This is a genomic window from Aquilutibacter rugosus, assembly GCF_036541335.1.
Taxonomy (GTDB): Bacteria; Pseudomonadota; Gammaproteobacteria; order Xanthomonadales; family Xanthomonadaceae; genus Aquilutibacter; species Aquilutibacter rugosus.
Genome location: NZ_JAZHBO010000001.1, coordinates 49276 through 67958, shown reverse-complemented (window position 1 = coordinate 67958; position 18683 = coordinate 49276). Strand labels below are relative to the sequence as shown.

16 protein-coding genes, 1 tRNA gene and 1 pseudogene are annotated in these 18683 nt (G+C 59.4%); 11 read left to right on the top strand and 7 right to left on the bottom strand.

Annotated elements, in window-relative coordinates:
• Positions 1–6: 6 nt before the first annotated feature.
• Both V3390_RS00385 and wrbA read right to left on the bottom strand, forming a co-directional pair.
• Positions 7–366, bottom strand: coding sequence for a DUF2069 domain-containing protein (locus V3390_RS00385; RefSeq protein ID WP_331689515.1), 360 nt, complete (start codon positions 364–366; stop codon positions 7–9).
• On the bottom strand, positions 363–953 hold the full coding sequence (wrbA, locus tag V3390_RS00380; protein ID WP_331689514.1) for an NAD(P)H:quinone oxidoreductase: 591 nt from the start codon (positions 951–953) through the stop codon (positions 363–365). The genes V3390_RS00385 and wrbA overlap by 4 nt, the downstream gene beginning before the upstream one ends.
• A 113-nt stretch (positions 954–1066) precedes the next feature.
• Between wrbA and V3390_RS00375 the strand changes: the two genes are divergently transcribed.
• Positions 1067–2344: a YihY family inner membrane protein gene (locus V3390_RS00375; RefSeq protein ID WP_331702874.1), complete on the top strand. Its 1278-nt coding sequence runs from the start codon at positions 1067–1069 to the stop codon at positions 2342–2344.
• A gap of 37 nt (positions 2345–2381) precedes the next feature.
• Here the strand turns inward: V3390_RS00375 and ppk2 are convergent, their stop codons facing one another.
• From ppk2 to hemA, 3 genes are read right to left on the bottom strand one after another with little or no spacing between them, the layout of a single operon-like run.
• Positions 2382–3149: a polyphosphate kinase 2 gene (ppk2, locus tag V3390_RS00370; RefSeq protein WP_331702873.1), complete on the bottom strand. Its 768-nt coding sequence runs from the start codon at positions 3147–3149 to the stop codon at positions 2382–2384.
• Positions 3150–3166: 17 nt separating this feature from the next.
• Positions 3167–4243, bottom strand: coding sequence for a peptide chain release factor 1 (gene prfA / locus V3390_RS00365; protein ID WP_331703613.1), 1077 nt, complete (start codon positions 4241–4243; stop codon positions 3167–3169).
• Complete coding sequence (gene hemA, locus V3390_RS00360; RefSeq protein WP_331689511.1) at positions 4239–5489, bottom strand: glutamyl-tRNA reductase; 1251 nt, start codon at positions 5487–5489, stop codon at positions 4239–4241. Before hemA ends, prfA begins: the two co-directional genes overlap by 5 nt.
• Before the next feature lie 107 nt (positions 5490–5596).
• Between hemA and V3390_RS00355 the strand changes: the two genes are divergently transcribed.
• The 8 genes from V3390_RS00355 to ychF all read left to right on the top strand — a co-directional run bounded on the left by V3390_RS00355 (position 5597) and on the right by ychF (position 12439).
• On the top strand, positions 5597–7294 hold the full coding sequence (locus V3390_RS00355) for a tetratricopeptide repeat protein (protein WP_331702872.1): 1698 nt from the start codon (positions 5597–5599) through the stop codon (positions 7292–7294).
• A complete protein-coding gene (gene lolB / locus V3390_RS00350) occupies positions 7291–7920 on the top strand; it encodes a lipoprotein insertase outer membrane protein LolB (protein ID WP_331702871.1) in 630 nt (209 codons plus the stop codon). The genes V3390_RS00355 and lolB overlap by 4 nt, the downstream gene beginning before the upstream one ends.
• The gene (gene ispE / locus V3390_RS00345) at positions 7917–8756 is read left to right on the top strand and encodes a 4-(cytidine 5'-diphospho)-2-C-methyl-D-erythritol kinase (protein WP_331702870.1); all 840 of its coding nucleotides are present in this window, start codon (positions 7917–7919) and stop codon (positions 8754–8756) included. The genes lolB and ispE overlap by 4 nt, the downstream gene beginning before the upstream one ends.
• Before the next feature lie 10 nt (positions 8757–8766).
• Positions 8767–8842: transfer RNA gene (locus tag V3390_RS00340), tRNA-Gln, on the top strand.
• Between the two features lie 32 nt (positions 8843–8874).
• Positions 8875–9834 (top strand): ribose-phosphate diphosphokinase, encoded by a 960-nt coding sequence (locus V3390_RS00335; RefSeq protein ID WP_331689507.1) that lies wholly within the window; start codon positions 8875–8877, stop codon positions 9832–9834.
• A gap of 206 nt (positions 9835–10040) precedes the next feature.
• Positions 10041–10709 carry a 50S ribosomal protein L25/general stress protein Ctc gene (locus tag V3390_RS00330; protein WP_331689506.1) on the top strand — a complete coding sequence of 223 codons (669 nt, stop codon included), beginning with the start codon at positions 10041–10043 and terminating at the stop codon, positions 10707–10709.
• Positions 10709–11290 carry an aminoacyl-tRNA hydrolase gene (pth, locus tag V3390_RS00325; protein ID WP_331689658.1) on the top strand — a complete coding sequence of 194 codons (582 nt, stop codon included), beginning with the start codon at positions 10709–10711 and terminating at the stop codon, positions 11288–11290. The genes V3390_RS00330 and pth overlap by 1 nt, the downstream gene beginning before the upstream one ends.
• Positions 11291–11344: 54 nt before the next feature.
• Positions 11345–12439 carry a redox-regulated ATPase YchF gene (gene ychF, locus V3390_RS00320; protein ID WP_331702869.1) on the top strand — a complete coding sequence of 365 codons (1095 nt, stop codon included), beginning with the start codon at positions 11345–11347 and terminating at the stop codon, positions 12437–12439.
• Between the two features lie 47 nt (positions 12440–12486).
• Here ychF and V3390_RS00315 read toward each other — a convergent pair whose 3' ends face one another.
• Both V3390_RS00315 and V3390_RS00310 read right to left on the bottom strand, forming a co-directional pair.
• Complete coding sequence (locus V3390_RS00315) at positions 12487–13164, bottom strand: DUF5661 family protein (RefSeq protein WP_331702868.1); 678 nt, start codon at positions 13162–13164, stop codon at positions 12487–12489.
• 72 nt (positions 13165–13236) lie between these two features.
• A pseudogene (locus V3390_RS00310) lies at positions 13237–14304 on the bottom strand (MATE family efflux transporter); the annotation flags it as partial.
• A gap of 88 nt (positions 14305–14392) precedes the next feature.
• Between V3390_RS00310 and V3390_RS00305 the strand changes: the two are divergent.
• Both V3390_RS00305 and V3390_RS00300 read left to right on the top strand, forming a co-directional pair.
• Positions 14393–16906 carry a hypothetical protein gene (locus tag V3390_RS00305; RefSeq protein ID WP_331702867.1) on the top strand — a complete coding sequence of 838 codons (2514 nt, stop codon included), beginning with the start codon at positions 14393–14395 and terminating at the stop codon, positions 16904–16906.
• A gap of 123 nt (positions 16907–17029) precedes the next feature.
• A complete protein-coding gene (locus V3390_RS00300; RefSeq protein WP_425492962.1) occupies positions 17030–18622 on the top strand; it encodes a M20/M25/M40 family metallo-hydrolase in 1593 nt (530 codons plus the stop codon).
• The last annotated feature ends 61 nt before the right edge of the window (positions 18623–18683 follow it).

Here is an 18683-nt window from a genome sequence, read left to right as displayed (position 1 = left end):
CCGCAATTATAAGCGGCGTTTGGCGCGGCGAACTTTTAGGCCGACCCACGACACGCTCCAGATCACGATCACGCACAGTGCGGCCACCGCCAGCGACCAGACGCGGTGCTGCGGCGAGACGTAGGCCGTCATGACCGAGTGCGCAAACCACAGCAGGGCCAGCACGCCGGCCAGTAAATTGGCCGTTGGCCTGCGGATCCAGACGAGAATGGACATCAGCAGGGGCGGAATGGCAAACACCAGTGCTGCGCCCATGTCGGGATAGGTGCCGTACCAGTACAGTGCAGCCATTAGCAGCAGGGCCAGCGCGGTGACGCGCGAGAGTTGCTTGCGCTGCGGGTCGAATTCGGGAAAGTTGTTGCTCATGCCAGTTTGGCCGCGGTTTCGGCCAGACGTCGGCCTAATGCACGTGCCAGTGTCATCTCATCGTCAGTCAATGTGGGGTCGGCATCGGCGCCGGACACATGCGAAGCGCCGTAGGGCGTGCCACCACTTCGGGTGCTGCTTAGACGTGGCTCGGAATAGGGGATGCCCAACATCACGCAGCCGTGATGCAGCAGTGGCACCATCATTGACAGTAGCGTGGACTCCTGACCGCCGTGCATGGTCGCGGTCGACGTGAACACTGCAGCCGGCTTGCCGATCAGCGTGCCGCTAGCCCATTCGGCGCCAAGGCCGTCGAGAAAGTATTTGACCGATGCGGCCATGTTGCCGAAGCGCGTCGGGCTGCCCAAGGCCAGTCCTACGCATTCGCGCAGATCGTTTGCAGCCACATACGGGGCCCCTTCAGAGGGCACCTCGGGTGCAGTTGCCTCGTGTGTGGTGCTGACCGGTGGAATGCTGCGCAGGCGCGCGCTCATGCCCGGGACCTCATCTACGCCGCGGGCAATCTGTTGCGCCAGGCGTGTCGTGGATTCGTTGCGTGAGTAATAGACCACCAGAATTTCAGCCATATGTCGCCCTTTCAATTGCAGATGAAGGTTCGTTCCAACGAATCGAACGCAGGTAACAGGAGTTTATCAGCTGGTCGGTCGCCAGCCTTGCCGACATCGCTTATCCTTTGCCTATGGAACCGCTGACTACCTTTAACCGCTGGACCGAGCGCGTCCGTGACCCGGAGCGGGTCCGCAGTTTTTCACGCTTCCTGCTAAAGCGGTTCATTGCCGATGATCTGCTGCAGGCTGCCGGCGCCCTGAGTTTCACCACGGTGTTTGCGCTGGTGCCGCTGAGCATGGTGGTGTTTGGCGTGCTGAGCCGGTTCTCTGTGTTCGATCAGTGGAGTGTGCAGCTCAGCGATTACATCTTCCGTAATTTTGTGCCGTCGGCGGCCTACTCGGTCGAGGAGTGGCTGCGCAAATTTGCCGACAATGCCGGCGGTCTGACCACGGTTGGCGTGGTGGGTCTGGTGCTGTCCCTGCTGGTGACGATTCACGGTATCGAATCTGCGTTTAACCGTATCTGGCGCATCAAGACCACGCGGCCCAAGTTGAGTCGTTTCGTCATGTACTGGACCGTGCTGACCTTGGGCAGCATGTTGGCCGCGACCAGTCTGGGGGTCTCTGCCCGCATTCTTGCCTTGTCGTTTTTCGAAACGACGGCCGGCAGCTGGATCGAGGCCGGCATCCTGCGCTTTAGCCCCTTGGCGATTGAATGCATTGTGCTGACCTTGCTGTACCGATTCCTGCCGCATCGCTCCGTCAAGTGGCGGCATGCCTTTGCCGGTGGCATTTTGGCGACCGTGCTGCTGGAGCTGATTCGCACGGCGTTGAGTGTGTATCTCAATTCATTCAATGCTTCTTACGCCAAGATCTACGGCACCTTGGCCTTTATGCCGGTGTTTTTGCTGTGGATCTATCTGAGCTGGATCGCCGTGCTCGGAGGTGCGTCCATGGCCGCTGCCATCAGTGCATTCCGATTCCAACCGGCGCGCCTGCGCTTGCCGCAGGGCTTTGAGTTCTATGCCATGTTGCGCCTGCTAGCCCGTCTCAAAGAGGTCGCGCGCGATGGCAACGGTTTGCACACAGACCGGATCCACGAACTCGAACCGATCATGACCGACGATCTGATCCAGGATCTGCTGGGCGATCTGGAACAGGCGCATGTAGTGCGTCGCGCCGAAACCGGCGAATGGCTGTTGGTCCGTGACCTGGACGATCTGCAGTTGTCCGAGCTCTATTCGGCGGCGCAATTGCGCGTACCCATCTCCGAGGCCTACCTGCCCATGGCCGACGATGCCATCGGTAAAGCCTCGCTCGAGGTGCTCAACGAACTGCGCATGCCCTTGCGTGATGGCCTGCGCCGTAACGTCAGTTCGATTCCGTTCGAAGGCAAACCCGACGCGTAATTCGCCTTATGCCGCCACGTAACGGTCGGCGGTGGGCTTAGCCTTCGTAATCGGGTAGGGGTTTGAGCACCGAGAACGATTCCTTGCTCGGCTCGCCATTGAGCGGGGGCAGTTCAAAGTCCGGCTTTGGGATTTTCATTTCCGGCAGGCGATCCAGCAGGTCAGCAACCAAGGTCAGGCGGCCTTGTTTCTGACTGTTGAAATCCACCAGAGTCCACGGCGCATGCTTGGTGTGCGTGGCCTTGAGCATGTGCTCGCGAGCCTTGGTGTATTCGTCGTAGCGCGTGCGGGCCTCTGCATCCATTGGCGACAGCTTGTAGCGCTTGAGCGGATCGTCAAAGCGCTCGGCAAAGCGCTGCTCCTGCTCGTCCTGATCGCAGCACAGCCAGTACTTGAACAGCAGAATGCCGTCATCGGTCAGCATCTTTTCAAACACCGGCGTCTGCTCCAGAAACGTGTCGACCTGTTCCGGCGTGGCGAATCCCATGACGCGTTCGACACCGGCGCGGTTGTACCAGCTGCGGTCAAACAGTGCGATCTCGCCCTTGGTGGGCAGATGCTCCACATAACGCTGAAAATACCATTGGCCCTGTTCGGCCTCGCTCGGTTTGGACAGTGCGACCACTTTGCATTGGCGCGGATTCAGCACGTCGGCGATGGTGTTGATGGCGCCACCCTTGCCGGCAGTGTCACGGCCTTCGAACAGAATGACGATGCGTTGTCCGGTGGCCTTGGCCCAATACGCCATTTCAGCCAGACGGACGCTCAAGGGTTCCATCGCCTTTTCGAATTCTTTTTTCTTCATTGCACTTGCTCCGGTAATTAGCGCAGCGCGCTGAGGGCTTGGGCGCGGTCTTCCTGCGCCAGTCGGTCAATTAAACCACTCAGATCGCCCTGCAGAACGGCGGGCAGGTCGTAGAGGGTGAGGCCTTCGACACGATGATCCGTGATGCGGCCCTGCGGATAGTTATACGTGCGAATGCGCTGCGAACGGTCACCTGAACCGACTTGCAGCTTACGGTCCTCGGCGATGGCAGCAGCGGCCTTGTCGGCCTGCATCTGTGCCAGCGTCGCGGCCAGACGTTTCATGGCCTTGTCGCGGTTGGCATGTTGCGAGCGTTCGGTCTGCGATTCGACGACTACGCCGCTGGGGACGTGCGTAATGCGGATGGCCGAGTCGGTCTTGTTGACGTGCTGTCCGCCTGCACCCGAGGAGCGGAAGGTGTCGACGCGCAGATCGGCCGAGTTGATCTCGATCGGTTCGCCTTCGGGTTCGACGGCAATGATCGCGACCGTCGCGGCGGAGGTGTGGATACGCCCCTGTGATTCGGTCTCCGGCACGCGTTGGACGCGGTGCGTACCGCTCTCGTATTTGAGTCGGCTGTATGCACCTTGGCCCTGGACTAGGGCAATGACTTCGCGGAAGCCGCCGTGTTCGCCATCGTTGGCCGATTCAATGGTGACGCGCCAGCCTTGGCGTTCGGCGTAGCGCTGATACATGCGGAACAGGTCGCCGGCAAAGATTGCCGCCTCGTCACCACCGGTGCCCGCACGCACTTCGAGATAGATATCGCCGTCGTCGCGCGGATCTTTGGGCACCAGTTCGGCCAGCAGCGTCTGCTCTAATTCCTGCAGACGCAGTTCGGCGGCCGTGATCTCTTCGTCGGCGAGTTCCGCGAGTTCGGGATCACTTTGCATGGCACGGGCTGTCGCCAGATCTGCGAGTGCCTGCGATTCGGCGGTCAGGGCGTCGGTGATGGGTTCGAGCTGCGAGAACTCCCGCGAGAGCTTGCGGAATTCGTTGTTGTCGTTGATGACAGCGGGGTCGGACAGCAAGCGTTCCACTTCTTCGCGGCGTTCGGCCAGGGCCAGCAGCTTGTTACGAAGATTGTCGCTAATCATGGTCCGGTTTCGTGTCCTTAAACAAAGTGCTGACCACGCGCAGGGTGGTCTGGTCGTCGCGTTGAGCGGCATCGCGTAGGGCGCGCGTCGGGCCGTGCATCAGGCGGTTGGTGAGCCGGTGGGCCAGTTCCTGCATGACCGAATCGACCGGATGGCCGGCGGCGAGCATGGACATGGCCCGTGCAGTTTCCGCTTCGCGCACGGCAGTGGCAGCCTCGCGCACTTGGCGAATGGACTCGGCATGCGAACTGACTTGCAGTGCCAGCATGTGCTGCTGTGCCTGCAGATCAATGATGTTTTCGGCAGCAGCGGCCGCATCGCGCCGTAGGCGGCGATTGTCTTCGACCGAGCGTTCCAGATCGTCAACGGTATAGACGAAGGCATCGCGCAGGTCTGCAACCGCCGCATCAATGTCGCGCGGTACGGCCAGGTCGAGCAGCATCATGGGGCGATGCTTGCGTTGCTGCAGGGCATTGCGGACCACATCGGCATGAAGGATCGGATCGCGCGCAGCGGTGGCGCTGATGACCACGTCGGCCTCGTGCAGGTGCAGAGGCAGATCGCTCAATTCCAGGGCAAAACCGCCAAACTCACCGGCCAGCGTTTGCGCATGAGCAAAGGTGCGATTGGCGACCAGCAGGCGCTTGACCTTGGCTTGCTGCAAGTGACGTGCGGCCAGCTCAATGGTTTCACCGGCGCCGATCAGCATCACGGTGGACTCGCTGAGGTCGGCAAAGTTTTCCTGCGCCATGCGCACAGCCATTGAAGCCACGGACACCGCGTTCGCGCCAATGCGCGTATCGGTGCGGGCTTTCTTAGCGGCCTTGAATGCATTCTGGAACAGACGATCAAGTTGCGGGCCAACCGTACCGGCTTGGTGACCTTGGCTCCAGGCGGTTTTCACTTGGCCGAGAATCTGCGGCTCGCCCAGCACCAGCGAATCCAGACCCGAGGCCACACGGAACAGGTGCCGGACCGAGTCCACATCGTCGTGGCGATACAGATAGGCATCCAGCGGTTCGCCGGAGAAATCCGCCAACCATTGGGCAATCGAAGCGCCATCATCCTGTGCAACGGCATAGACCTCGGTGCGATTGCAGGTGGAGAGTAGGGCCACTTCCTGCACTTGTCCCAGACTTTGCAGGGCACGCAGCGCCCGTTCGGTCGAATCGCCATCGGCAAAGGCAACACGCTCGCGCAAGGTGATTGGCGCGGTCTGATGATTCAGGCCGAGCACAAACAATTGGGGCTTAGGTGGCGATGTAGCGTTCAGGTTCGTAAGGTAAGCTAGGACGGCTAACCGCCTATTGTAATGGATGCCATTTTTAAGGCCGCAAATGAGAATGATTCATGACTGAGCACAAGGCACAGCCGGCATGGCGCAACGCGGCTCTGGTTCTCGCGTGTTGGGCCGGTGGGGCCGTGGCGGCGCCGGCTTTGACCCCTGCGGCGGATCCGGTGCATCTCAGTCTGGAACCTGTGATGGTGGCCGAATTTGCCCTGTCCGAAGGCGATCTGGTCACCGCCGGCAAACAGTATCTGTATGCAGCCCGGCGCACCGGCGATGCACACGTGGCCCAGAATGCCTTCCGGCTGGCCTTATTAACCCAGAACGATGCGGCGGCCAAGCAGGCCTTGGCGATCTGGCAGCGCAATCCCGTCGACCCCGATGATCTGCAGGGCGCACGCGCCGCGGTCGCACTGCGCGAGGGCCGTGATGCCGATGCCGTCCGCGAACTGGCGAGCATGCTGTCGAAGGACGATGATCGTGTCGGCAAACTGGCGATGGCGACACTGGCCACCGCAACGCGCGATGAGCAACAGGCCAAGCGGGTTCTGCGCCAACTGATTGAATCCAATGCCGTGCCCAATCGTATCGGCGCCTGGTTGGCGGTCGGTGGCTTGGCGCAAGCCTTGGATGAGACCTCGCTGATAGATGCCGCGATTGCCCAGATGCTGCGTCGCTTTCCTGACGAGCCACGCATCACCTTGCTGCGTGCCGCACAGGATCGCCTGGCCGGCAATGAGACCGCCGCCCGCGAGACGCTGCGCAAGGTCGAACCGGCGACACGGACCAATGCCTCGTTGCGCTCCTCGGTGGCACTCGAATACCGCCTGCTCGGTGACTATCTGGATTCGGAGCGGGTGTTGGCGCAAGGCGAACAGACCGCCGAAACCTATACCGAGCGGGCTTACAGTCTGGCGCAGGCCGATGATCGTCCGCGCCTGGAAGCGTTGTACAGCGAACTGCAGAAGACCGCGAGCCGTCCCGATCCGCAGCAGCGTCTGCTGCTCGGTCAGATCGCGGAATACCTGAAAAAATGGGAAGAATCGCTACGCTGGTATGCCAGTGTTCCCGGCGAAGAAGAGCAGTGGTCCGCCCAATTGGCGTCCGCCAATGTGCTGTTTGAGCTCAAGCGAACGGCGGACTGGCAGCAAATGCTCAAGGCGCTGCAGACCAACACCGAGGTGCCGGACGACACGCGTCGCGATGCCTTCCTGCTGGAGGCAACCTTATTTCAGCGCGCCGGTGACCCTGCGCGCGAGCAGGAGGTGCTGAACCGTGCGATGTCTGCGTTCCCGGACGATACCAGTGTGCTGTACACGCGTGCGCTGGCGTTTGAACGCAACAACGAAGTCGAGCGTGCCATCGCCGAGTTCCGTCGCATCCTCGTGATGGATGCCAATAACGTCGACACCTTGAACGCCTTGGGTTACACCTTGGCCGACCGCACTACGCGCTATCAGGAGGCGTTGCAGCTGATCAATCGTGCGCGTGCAGCGCAGCCGAATAATGCGGCCATTATCGACAGTTACGGTTGGGTGCTCTACAAGATGGGCGATCTGCCGGAGGCATTGCGACAACTGCAACGGGCTGCACGACTGCAACGCGATCCCGAGATTTTTGCGCATCTGGCCGAGGTGCTGTGGCGTAGCGGCGATCGCGACGGCGCCCGCAAGGCCATCGAACAGGCGGATAAGCTCGATACCGATAAAATCAACCGCGCCGTGCAGGCGGTGCGCCAACTCATGGGAATCTCTGCATGAAATCATGGATCGCCGTCAGTGCATTGGCACTGATGCTCAGCAGCTGCGCCACCATTCCTTCGGGGCCGGTGATGAGCGAGACGCAAAAGCAGCAGGCGCATGCCATGCAGCAGGAGAATGCAGCGGCGTGGTTCGCCGCGCATCCTTCGTGGAATATGGCCGGACGGATTGCCGTGTCCGCACCGAACAACAGTGGCAGCGGTCGTCTGGACTGGACTAACTTGCGCGATGGCTATGTCGCCGAAATCAGCGCGCCCATCACCCGTCAGACCTGGCGTCTGACCTATACCGGTGCCGATGGTGCCGTGATCGAAGGCCTGTCCGGCGGCGCACGTCGCGGCAGCGATGCCGAACAACTGCTGTTTGAAGTCAGCGGCTGGCGCATCCCGCTTAATGAATTGCGCACCTGGATGCAGGGCATTACACCTGCCGACGTCACCGTGCTACGCGATCCGGTCACCGGTTTGCCGCAACAGTTCACGCAAGACGAGTGGCAAGTCCGTTACGAAGAGTGGACTGTCGCCGATGCCGCTACCGGTGTGCCCGTATTGCCCAAGCGTATTACGGCAACGGTAGGCGAAACCACTAAGGTCAAACTGGTCATCGACAGCTGGAGCGGCGAGTGAAACTGCCGGCCCCGGCCAAGCTCAACCTGTTTCTGCAAATCACCGGTCGTCGCCCCGACGGCTATCACGCATTGCAGTCCATGTTCTGCGTGCTCGATTGGGGCGATACGATTAGCTTGGAGTGCCGCGATGACGGCGCCATCGTGCGTGTTGGTGCCTTGCCCGGTGTGGATCCCGAACAGGATTTAGCCGTCCGTGCAGCACGCTTGCTGCAAACTGAAAGCGGATGCCGTCTGGGTGCCGACATTGGCATCGAAAAGCGCATTCCGATGGGTGGTGGCATGGGCGGTGGTTCCAGCGATGCGGCCACCGTGCTGCACGGTCTGAATGTGCTCTGGAATTTGCACTGGTCGAGTGAACGCTTAGCGACGTTGGGCTTACAGCTGGGTGCCGACGTACCGTTCTTTATTGGGGGCACCCATGCCTGGGCCGAGGGCGCGGGCGAGGTCCTAACCCCTGTAGAACTGCCACAAAAGGTGTTTTTGCTGGCCAGACCGGACTCTCATGCCGATACCGGTCAACTTTTTGCAGATAAGGGATTGACGAGAGATTCAGAACCCGTCAAAATATCGGACTTCATAGAGGGGCGAGTTCATGGCAATGCCTTTGAACCCGTCCTTCGCCGGCGAGACTCGGCGGTGGAGCGGATGTTTGCGCTTTTGAGCGCCGTCGGCACACCAAGGCTCACCGGTACGGGCAGCGTCGTGTTCGTCGAGTTTTCGGATTGGGACTCAGCGGAACTGGCACTGCAGGCTCTGCCACCGGGCGTCAATGCCTGGCTTGCAGCGAGCGCCGATCGAGCGCCGCTGTTGGCAGCGCTAACCGAGTACAACTAGGTTTCCCTGCAGGGGCGTCGCCAAGCGGTTAAGGCACCAGGTTTTGATCCTGGCATGCGTAGGTTCGAATCCTTCCGCCCCTGCCATTTTTTCACCAATCCGACCCCTGGAGCTCCGCGTGCAAAACGACCGCAATATTCTGGTCTTTAGCGGTAATGCCAACCTCCCCCTCGCGCAGGAAGTCTGCGCTGAACTCGGGATCTCTCTCGGTAAGGCCTTTGTCGGCCGCTTCTCCGACGGTGAGGTTCAAGTCGAAATCCAGGAAAATGTCCGCCGTCAGGAGGTCTTCGTCATCCAACCGACGAATGCACCGTCGGCCGAGAATCTGGTTGAACTCCTTGTACTGATTGATGCGCTCAAGCGCGCTTCTGCTGCGTCCGTAACGGCGGTGGTGCCGTATTTCGGTTACGCACGTCAGGATCGTCGCCCGCGCTCTTCGCGTGTGCCGATTACGGCCAAGGTGACGGCACGCATGTTTACGGGTGTAGATACCGATCGCGTCCTGACCGTTGACCTGCACGCCGATCAGATCCAGGGCTTCTTTGATGTCCCGGTCGATAACGTGTATGCCTCGCCGGTGCTGCTGGCCGATATCTGGCGTCAGCTGGGTACCGAGGATCTCATCGTAGTCTCGCCCGACGTGGGCGGTGTGGTGCGCGCGCGTGCCATCGCCAAACGCCTCGATGACGCCGATCTGGCCATCATTGATAAGCGTCGTCCCAAGGCTAACGTCGCTACGGTCATGAACATCATTGGTGATGTCGAAGGCAAGAACTGCGTTCTGGTCGATGACATTGTGGATACGGCCGGTACGCTATGCGCTGCCGCCAAGGCTCTCAAGGACCGTGGCGCCAAAAAGGTCGTGGCGTACTGCACGCACCCGGTGCTGTCCGGTCCCGCCATTGATAACCTCAACGGCTCCGCGCTCGATGAGTTGGTGGTGACCAACACCATTCAGCTCTCGCCTGAGGCTCAGGCCTGTCCCAAGATTCGTCAGCTGTCGGTGGCCGAACTGCTGGCCGAGACCATCCGTCGCGTTGCCTACGGCGAATCGGTATCCTCGCTTTACGTGGACTGATCAAATTTTCGCCAAAAGCCGGTCTCGGATCATTCCCGGGCTGGCTTTTTCCGTTTCAGGGCCAACGTAAGCCTTTGTTTGTAAAGAAAAAGGGGATATAATGTTGGCCCCTGCTACAGGGTTTTAACAGGCTCCATTGGTCGCGATGGAGTCTACTTCGGGTCGCCGTGAGGTGGCCCTCCATAACTTTTAAGAGATACAGACCAATGACCGATCACGTCATCAAAGCGTCTGCCCGTAAAGTCGAAGGGAAGGGTGCGAGCCGCCGCCTTCGTCTTGAGGGTAAGATTCCAGCCATCGTTTACGGTGGCAAGTCCGAACCTGTCAACATCGAACTCGATCACGAGCCGCTGTGGCTGGCCCAAATGCACGAGTGGTTCTACGCTTCGATCCTGACTCTGGATATCGACGGCAAAAAGGAACAAGTGCTGCTGCGTGACATGCAACGTCACCCGTACAAGCAACTCGTCATGCACTTGGACTTCCAACGCGTGTCGGCTAACACGCCGATCAAGGTTGCAGTGCCAATTCACTTCGTCGGTCTCGAAGATTCGCCGGCCGGTAAGAGCTCCGAAGTCGCTGTGACTAAGGAACTGAACGAAGTGGTCGTCACCTGCTTGCCGAAGGATCTGCCGGAATCGCTGGAAATCGACCTGTCGAACCTGCAAGTGGGCGAAGTCGTTCATCTGTCGGCCATCAAGCTGCCGAAGGGTGTCGAGATCCCCGAACTGGCTCTGGGTGCTGATCACGATTCCGCTATCGCCATCGCCAAGCACATCCAGGCTGAAGCCGAAGAAGCAACCGAAGAAGCCGCTCCGGCTGCTGACGCTGCTGCCGAAGGCGACGCCGCTGCAGAAGCGAAGGACGGCGAATAATCGCCGGCTTGCGCCTCATTGTTGGGCTCGGCAACCCCGGGCCCGACTACGCCCAAACCCGGCACAATGCCGGGTTTTGGTTTGTTGATGCCCTCGCTTTGGAGCAGGGCGCCACATGGAGCGCGCAAGGCAAGCTGTTCGGCTCCACCGCACAGCTGACGATCGACGGCGAAAAGATCATTCTCTTTAAGCCGTCGACTTTCATGAATGAGAGCGGGAAGGCAGTTCGCGCTGCGTTGCAGTTCTACAAAATCGAACCCGCCGAGATGTTGGTGGCGCACGATGAGCTCGATATCGAAGCCGGTGACGTGCGCCTCAAGTTCGATGGTGGCCACGGCGGTCAGAATGGCCTTCGTGACATCATTAAAGTGCTCGGCGGTGACGGTAAGTTTCATCGGCTGCGGATTGGCATCGGCCATCCGGGCCACAAAGACCGCGTCGTCGGCCATGTGTTAAGTCGGCCCAATTCGACTGAAACATCGGCCATGCTCGATGCCGTTATTGAAGCGCGCCGCGTGTTGCCCTTGGCAATCGCCGGTAAGTTCAGCGATGCGATGACCGCGCTGCACACCAGGAAGTAACACTGAAAAACGAACCTCGTTTTCAGTTCACCGTTTTCATAAAGAGATAAGCAAATGGGTATTCAATGCGGGATTGTCGGCCTTCCCAATGTGGGCAAGTCCACTCTGTTCAACGCGCTGACCAAGGCCGGCATCGCTGCCGCCAACTTCCCGTTCTGCACGATTGAGCCCAATGTGGGTGTGGTGCCGGTTCCCGATCCGCGGCTGAACTCCCTGGCCGAAATCGTCAAGCCCGAACGCGTAGTGCCGACGGCGGTTGAGTTCGTCGACATCGCCGGTCTCGTTGCCGGTGCGGCATCGGGTGAGGGTCTGGGCAACAAGTTCCTCTCGCACATCCGCGAAGTGGACGCCATCTGTCACGTCGTGCGCTGCTTTGAGAACGATGACGTAATCCACGTTTCCAACAAGGTCGATCCGATCTCCGATATCGAAACCATTGATACCGAACTGGCACTGGCCGATCTGGAATCCGTCGAAAAGGCCATCGCGCGCTTTGAGCGTGCGGCCAAGGGTGGCGACAAGGATGCCAAGGCCCGTCTCGAAGTGCTGCCGATTGTGCGCGAGACCTTGAACGAGGGCAAGCCGGCTCGTATGGCCAAGCTCGATGACGATCAGCGCGCGATGCTGCGCGATCTGTTTCTGCTGACGCTGAAGCCGGTCATGTACGTCGCCAACGTGTCCGAAGACGGTTTCGGTGATGACAATCCGCATCTGGCCGCCGTTCGTGCCCGTGCCGATGCCGAAGGCTCCGCAGTGGTGCCGGTCTGCGCCGCCATCGAAGAGGAAATGGCCCAACTCGAAGACGACGAGCGCGACGAATTCCTGGCCGATCTGGGTCTGGACGAGCCGGGCTTGAACCGCCTGATTCGTGCGGCCTATGGCTTGCTCGGTCTGCAGACGTACTTCACTGCAGGCGTAAAGGAAGTCCGCGCCTGGACGGTCAAGCGCGGCGCCACCGCACCGCAAGCCGCTGCCGTGATCCACACTGATTTCGAGAAGGGCTTTATCCGCGCCGAAACGACTGCCTACGACGACTTCATTAAGTACCGCGGTGAGCAGGGCGCCAAGGAGGCAGGTCGTCTGCGTCTCGAAGGCAAGGAGTACAAGGTGCAGGAAGGCGATATCCTGCACTTCCGGTTCAACGTCTGAGCCCTTGTCTGCAATGAAAAACGCGCCCGGAGGCGCGTTTTTTTTGGTCAGCTGACTTTGAGTTTTTCCTGCAAGCGTGACTGCAGATAACCGCGAGCGCGGATATGTTCTTCCTGGATCGAACGCGTTGGCTTTTTCTCGAGCGTGGCGTTGAACAGTTCGCCGCCGGTTTCCATTTCCCACAGGCGCGCGTAGTAGAGCTTATCTTCGCTGAGGTGGGCCAGGACAACCATAGCGGTCAGCAGCGGGTGGTTGTTGGTGACATTGGCGCCACGGGTGCGGCCATGTTCAAGCTCTACGGCGAGCGCGTATTGGAACTCCCACAAATGTCCTAGCGTCTTGGCACCTTTGTAGCGACGGCCCTTGGGCAGAAAATCCGAAATGATGTCCATCTGCGGCTTGCCGCCTTCCTTGGGCTGCAGAATGTTCTTGTCGAGCGCATGCTTGATCTGTGCCAATACGGCGACGGCTTCCTTTTCTGGGACTACGTTCGGTCCCATCGGCGACTCGGGTGCAATCTTATCGAGCTCCAACAGTGCCCAGTTGCGATTCTTGGCAAATCCAAGCGCCCTGCAATAGCCGCCCACGGACTGGCGGCTCAGGAAGTTAAAATCCACCGTGTTGCCGAGATTGAACACCGACAACTCATGGATGATCCACGCCGTCAGTTTTTCGGCAGAGGCAGAGGCATTAATGAGGTCTTCGTAGTCCGGGCGTTTAGCCATGAGCAGTTCTCCGGGTTGGAATTAGAAATTGCGAATCACGAATGGATGACGGGCGAACGATCACCTACCGGCGCTGGCATCAGGCAGGAACAGCGCCAGCGTGTAACGGTCGAGCAGAATGATCGGCAGGATCAGTGCAAGGGTCAGCAGAAAGTTAAAGAGCACCCCGGTGCGGGCAATGCCTTCGACACGGTCCCAACGGCGTGCACCGACATTCTGTGCCGCCATCGAGGAGCAGGCAGCGCCAATCGCCATTGCCGGCATCTGCACGTAAGTCCATAGCTGCAGCGCGGCGCCGTAGGCCGAGGTCATGTCAACACCGTAGCTGTTAACCATGCTGATCATCATGATCATGGCCAGCGAGATCACTATCATCTGCAGGCCCATGGGCACGCCTTTGACGATCAGTGATTTCAGTATGGTCAGGTCGGGAATGTAGACCGCATTGTCGGCGCGACTGATCCACAGCGGATGTCGCCGATAGCGCAGCCAGAACACCAGTGCGATCAGGCTGATCACGTTGGAAACCAGGGTTGCCATCGCGGAGCCGGCAATACCCATCTTAGGGAAGGGGCCAATACCGAAGATCAGCAGGGGATTGAGCACGATATCGAGGAGAACGACCAGTAGCAGGAACGCAAATGGCGTGCGAGTGTCGCCGGCACCGCGCAAGATCGCGGAGAAGAACGCGAACATATAGAGGAACGGCACGGCCATAAAGATCACGCGCAGATAGCTCTCGGCCATGGCGAGTGCGGCGGGCGGAGTACTCATCCATACAAGGATGTGGCGTGACAGTGGTAAACCGAGTAGCGCGATGGCGATCGAGACACCAAAGAAGAACGTGGCACTGGTGCCGATCACGCGCTTGGCCTGCGCCTGATTGCCGGCGCCCATGGCTTGACCGACTAGAATCGTTGCAGCCATCCCCACGCCGAAGACCACACCAATCAGGAAAAACATGATGTTGTTGGCATTGGCCGTTGCGGTCAGGGCCTGTTCGCCGAGGTAGCGTCCCACCCATACTGCATTCACCGAACCGTTCAAAGATTGCAATACGTTGCCAGCCAAGATCGGCAGGGCGAACACCAGCAGCGTTGATGCAACGGGACCTTCGGTGAGATTGCGGTTTGGTTTCATCGCCCGAGTGTAGCCGAGTAATGGTCAAGAACCCGTGGATAAGATCGGTTATCCTGCATAGACGGTTTACCATTCGAGGGTATGGCTGATGACTATGGAGCTCGATCGTCCGGTTTCGCTTTCGGCGGCGGAGTTCACGCGTCGCGTGACTGCAGGTGAGCCTGTTTCAGGCTGCATGGTGACGGAGCCTGCGTATTTGCATGGCCAAGTCGACGCACCCATGCTGTTGCGAACCACGGACTGGAACCGCTGCGTGTTCCTGCACGGACTGCGACTGACCCACGTTCAGGCCGATGCCGATGGCATTCTCGCAACGACAGTCGACGAGCGCCTGCCGAATGAACTGACGCTACTCAATCTGCACGGCATTCAATGTCATGGCGACTTGGCAATTGACGGGCTGTATTTGCACGATCCGCAGCAGCGCCTTCGCCAGTCGCAGTTGACCCTGCGTATTAGCGGCTCCCGCATCACCGGAAGTCTTGGCGTTGAACGGTTGTTGCGTGATAGCAGCAATGTACCGTTCGCTGCAGCCTTGAATGTTCACCGCAGTATGATCGATGGCGATTTCGGCGTCTGGCTCAGCGGCCCGGTTGATTTGCACATCGATGGTGAGGCCTCGCGTATCGAGGGTTCTGTCGAGCTGACTGAGGGTCTCGGTGGACAAATCAGTCGTGCGTCATTTCAGGCGGCACGTATCAGCGGCGGGATGAGGCTGAATGTGTCAAGCGAAGAGCCCTGCAAGTTGTTTCTGCGGGGCATTCATCTCGGTGGCCCTTTGCGGGGTGACGGTACGTTCGCGTTTGTATCGGCATCGTATTCGCGATTCGATTCCGAGGTGGCGATCCGACATCAATGTGCGCCAGGTTCGGCTGATGCGGCGCCGATTTTCATGGACTTCACGGAGTCGGTGCTTGGCGCCGCCTTGCGACTGAAGGCAGACGCGCCGCAACGTGTGACCTACCACTTGTCCTTAGCGCGGATTACCGGCTCGGTGGTGCTCGCCGGTCGCATGCACGGTGAAGATGACAAACCGTCAGTGTCGGCAATCGGCGCATCCATTGGCGGAAATCTGGAGCTAGCGTTCGCTCCTTCGCCCGTGCGAGCGGATCAGCGCGGGCGTCGTATCGAGGCTGCCACCATCGAAGTCGGTGGTGATGTCAGTTTTTCGATCAGTGAAGATCGCGACGGTAACACCGACGCGTCCAGCTATGCCCTGGAGCTGTATTTCTGGAGTGCCAAGATCGGCGGCGAGTTCCGTTTGCGTGGCGATGAGATTCTGGATGCCGGCAACGCCGCGGGCCGCTTTGAGGTGCGCTGTCTCGTTCTTGATGGCGCCATCGTCCGAGGTTATATCGGAATTGGACGCGTGGATCTCACCGCAACATGCGGTTGGTCGACCGGCACCTCGTGCATCAATCTTCGTCACGCTCAAGCTCCGGAGATTGTTGTACGTGATGTCCGTATTCGCCTTGGCGGTAGCGAGGGTGCGGTATGGATTGATGGTGAGCAGGAGCTGAAGCCACTGGCAGGCAGATCGGATGCCCTCAATCCCTTCGCTGTGATCGACGCGCGTTTTGCCAAGATCTCAATGTCGCTGCGAATTGGTGATCTGCGCGGATCGTTCCGGACGCCACATGCAATGGCCTTTAAAGTCCCCGTCGCCGTACGGCTAAGCGGTGCCAAGTGCGGCGATGTAGACCTTGACGGGATCTTTGTGGAGGCAAATGACACGTATCTTCCGATCGTTGCAACGGATCTGGAGGTTGCCGGAACCTTTGATTGGCGCCCCGGTGAGGATACAAACCGTGATCAGACGTCATTGCCGCGGGTGCCCTCGCTGGATCTGAACAGTGCGCAGATTGTTTGCCTGCGATTGACTGATCCGCCGCCGCCAAAGCTGATCGATTTGCGTGGCGCGCAGGTGACACGTTGGCGTGTTGCTGATTCGCTTCAACCCGAAGTCGAGAGTGCGCCGGTTTACTTGCGGCTGCTGCGCACCCTTCGCGAGTTTGATAGCTCGGTCTATTCCGCCGTGGAGACCCGACTCGCAGACATCGGTAAGAAGGCCGATGCCGACGCCATCTTTATCGAGCGTCGAAAGTTGGAACAGGAGCGCGACCGGCAGGATGGCAATTACTTGCGCTGGTTGGGCTCGTGGTTGCATGGCATCACCGTCGGCTACGGCACCAAGCCGTTTGTGCGGCCCGGCTTAGCGCTTGCGCTGATTTTTGTGGTGGCCGTCGCTCTTTCCTATGTGAATTACGGTCAATGGTTTCGCCAGTCCACCGCATCATTAGGGGCAATGCAGGAATGCGGTGCGCCGTGCGAGGAGCGACTCGCGGCTTCGCAGGAGCAGTTCCATCGCATGAAAGCCCATGCGCCGGGTACCGCCGGTAAACGGCTTGCGGATGCGGCCGGATTCGTAACGCGCAATGTGGTGCCGCTTGTGGATCTGCAAGTAGGGGCGGGCATTGAGCCGATCAGCGGATCGGGTGCGGGTATTCTGTCGCTGCTGCTCAAACTCTGCGGTTGGGCCCTGTGGCCGATTCTGATCAGCAGTTTCGTCGTCACGATCCTGCACAGCCGCCATCGCGGCTAAGCGCCGGGCCCGCTATCGTTTGAATCCGATAAAACGCGGTGCCCATGACTTTTGCCATGGGCGCCGACGGTGTTCGGCAAGCAGAATCGAAGATTGCCCTTAATTTCGGATCGAACGACGACTATGCGGATCTCAACGACGCTCGCAGCTCTCACTATTGGCCTGACACTGGCAACGACCGGCAATGCTCAGCCTATGGATCTCAACGTCGTTAGCCGCATTCGCCAGGAGGCCTTCTACAACTCGCAGGTCATGCAGACGTTCACGCATCTGACCGAAGAGATCGGTCCGCGCCTGACCAACTCGCCGAACATGCAAAAGGCCAATGACTACGCCAAATCCAAGTTCAACGAGTGGGGCCTGAGCAACGTCAAAGATGTCCCGTTCGAAGACTTTGGCCGCGGCTGGGATTTCCGCAGCGCCCATGTCGAGATGATCGCCCCGCGTGCCTTCCCCTTGCATGCATTGCCTAAGGCCTGGACGCCCGGAACCAATGGCCCAATCGAAGGCGAAGCCATGGCCGTCACGCTCAAAAGCGCTGAAGATTTCAAAAAGTATCAGGGCAAGCTCAAGGGCAAGATTCTGTTCCTTTCCGAGTTGCGGGCATACAAGCCCGGCACGGAGCCCGATCAGCGTCGTTATGACGATGCGGGCCTGGCTGCATTGCAGTCGTTCGCAGTGCCCAAAACCATGACATCAGATCGCGCAAAACGCATCAAGGACTTCCGCGACCGCGAGAAGTTCACGCGCGAGTTGAACAAATTCTTAGTTGACGAAGGCGTGCTCGCCACCGTCAGCATCAGCGGTTGGGATAACGGCATCATCCGCGTTGGCGGTGCCGGCTCCCGACGTGCAGGGGAGTCGGTCGGCGTGCCCGATCTGGCCATGATTGCCGAGCATTACAACCAGGTCATGCGCATGCTGGATCACAAAGATGTAGTTCGGATTCGCGCCGACATCGAAGCGCGCTTTACTTCGGACAGCAACGACCCCGGGTACAACACTTTGGCTGAACTGCCCGGTACGTCTAAGGCCGATGAAATCGTGATGCTCGGTGCTCACATGGACTCGTGGCATACCGGTACCGGCGCCAACGACAACGCTGCAGGTACCGCCGTCATGATGGAGGCCATGCGCATCCTCAAGTCGATTGGTGTCAAACCCAAGCGCACGATTCGTGTTGCGTTGTGGGGCGGCGAAGAACAGGGTCTGATCGGTTCGGCAGACTATGTGTCTAAGACGTTTGCATCGTATCCGCTGTCGACCAAACCGGAAGATGCCGATCTGCCCAAGTCATTGCGTCCGCGCACCGGCGCCATGCAACGCAAACCCGCGTACGACAAGTTCTCGGTGTACTTCAATATGGACAACGGTTCCGGCAAATTCCGCGGCATCTATGCTCAGGAAAATCTGGCCGCCATGCCGATCTTCCAGGAATGGCTCAAGCCGTTCAACGATCTGGGCGCAACCACCGTGGTCTCGCGCAACACCGGCAGCACCGACCACATCAGCTTTGATCGCGTCGGTTTGCCCGGATTCCAGTTTGTGCAGGATGGCCTGGACTACTTCACCAACGTGCACCACAGCCATCTCGACACGGTCGATCACGCCTCCGAGGAAGATCTCAAGCACAACGCCGCCATGGTCGCTGCCTTTGTGTACGCCGCTGCCATGCGCGATGAACGCATGCCGCGCAAGGCCGTAATCGAGGAATAAGGAGTAGGACGAAGGCGCACTGTGCGGGGACACATGGTTTGCACAATGTGGGAAGAACTTA

Excerpts from the sequence above, each read along its gene's own strand:
- lolB (WP_331702871.1), top strand. The coding sequence starts at position 7,291 with ATGAAATCATGGATCGCCGTCAGTGCATTGGCACTGATGCTCAGCAGC.
- V3390_RS00330 (WP_331689506.1), top strand. The coding sequence starts at position 10,041 with ATGACCGATCACGTCATCAAAGCGTCTGCCCGTAAAGTCGAAGGGAAG.
- ychF (WP_331702869.1), top strand. The coding sequence starts at position 11,345 with ATGGGTATTCAATGCGGGATTGTCGGCCTTCCCAATGTGGGCAAGTCC.
- V3390_RS00355 (WP_331702872.1), top strand. The coding sequence starts at position 5,597 with ATGACTGAGCACAAGGCACAGCCGGCATGGCGCAACGCGGCTCTGGTT.
- ppk2 (WP_331702873.1), bottom strand. The coding sequence starts at position 3,149 with ATGAAGAAAAAAGAATTCGAAAAGGCGATGGAACCCTTGAGCGTCCGT.
- V3390_RS00305 (WP_331702867.1), top strand. The coding sequence starts at position 14,393 with ATGACTATGGAGCTCGATCGTCCGGTTTCGCTTTCGGCGGCGGAGTTC.
- V3390_RS00385 (WP_331689515.1), bottom strand. The coding sequence starts at position 366 with ATGAGCAACAACTTTCCCGAATTCGACCCGCAGCGCAAGCAACTCTCG.
- V3390_RS00315 (WP_331702868.1), bottom strand. The coding sequence starts at position 13,164 with ATGGCTAAACGCCCGGACTACGAAGACCTCATTAATGCCTCTGCCTCT.
- wrbA (WP_331689514.1), bottom strand. The coding sequence starts at position 953 with ATGGCTGAAATTCTGGTGGTCTATTACTCACGCAACGAATCCACGACA.
- V3390_RS00300 (WP_425492962.1), top strand. The coding sequence starts at position 17,030 with ATGCGGATCTCAACGACGCTCGCAGCTCTCACTATTGGCCTGACACTG.
- V3390_RS00375 (WP_331702874.1), top strand. The coding sequence starts at position 1,067 with ATGGAACCGCTGACTACCTTTAACCGCTGGACCGAGCGCGTCCGTGAC.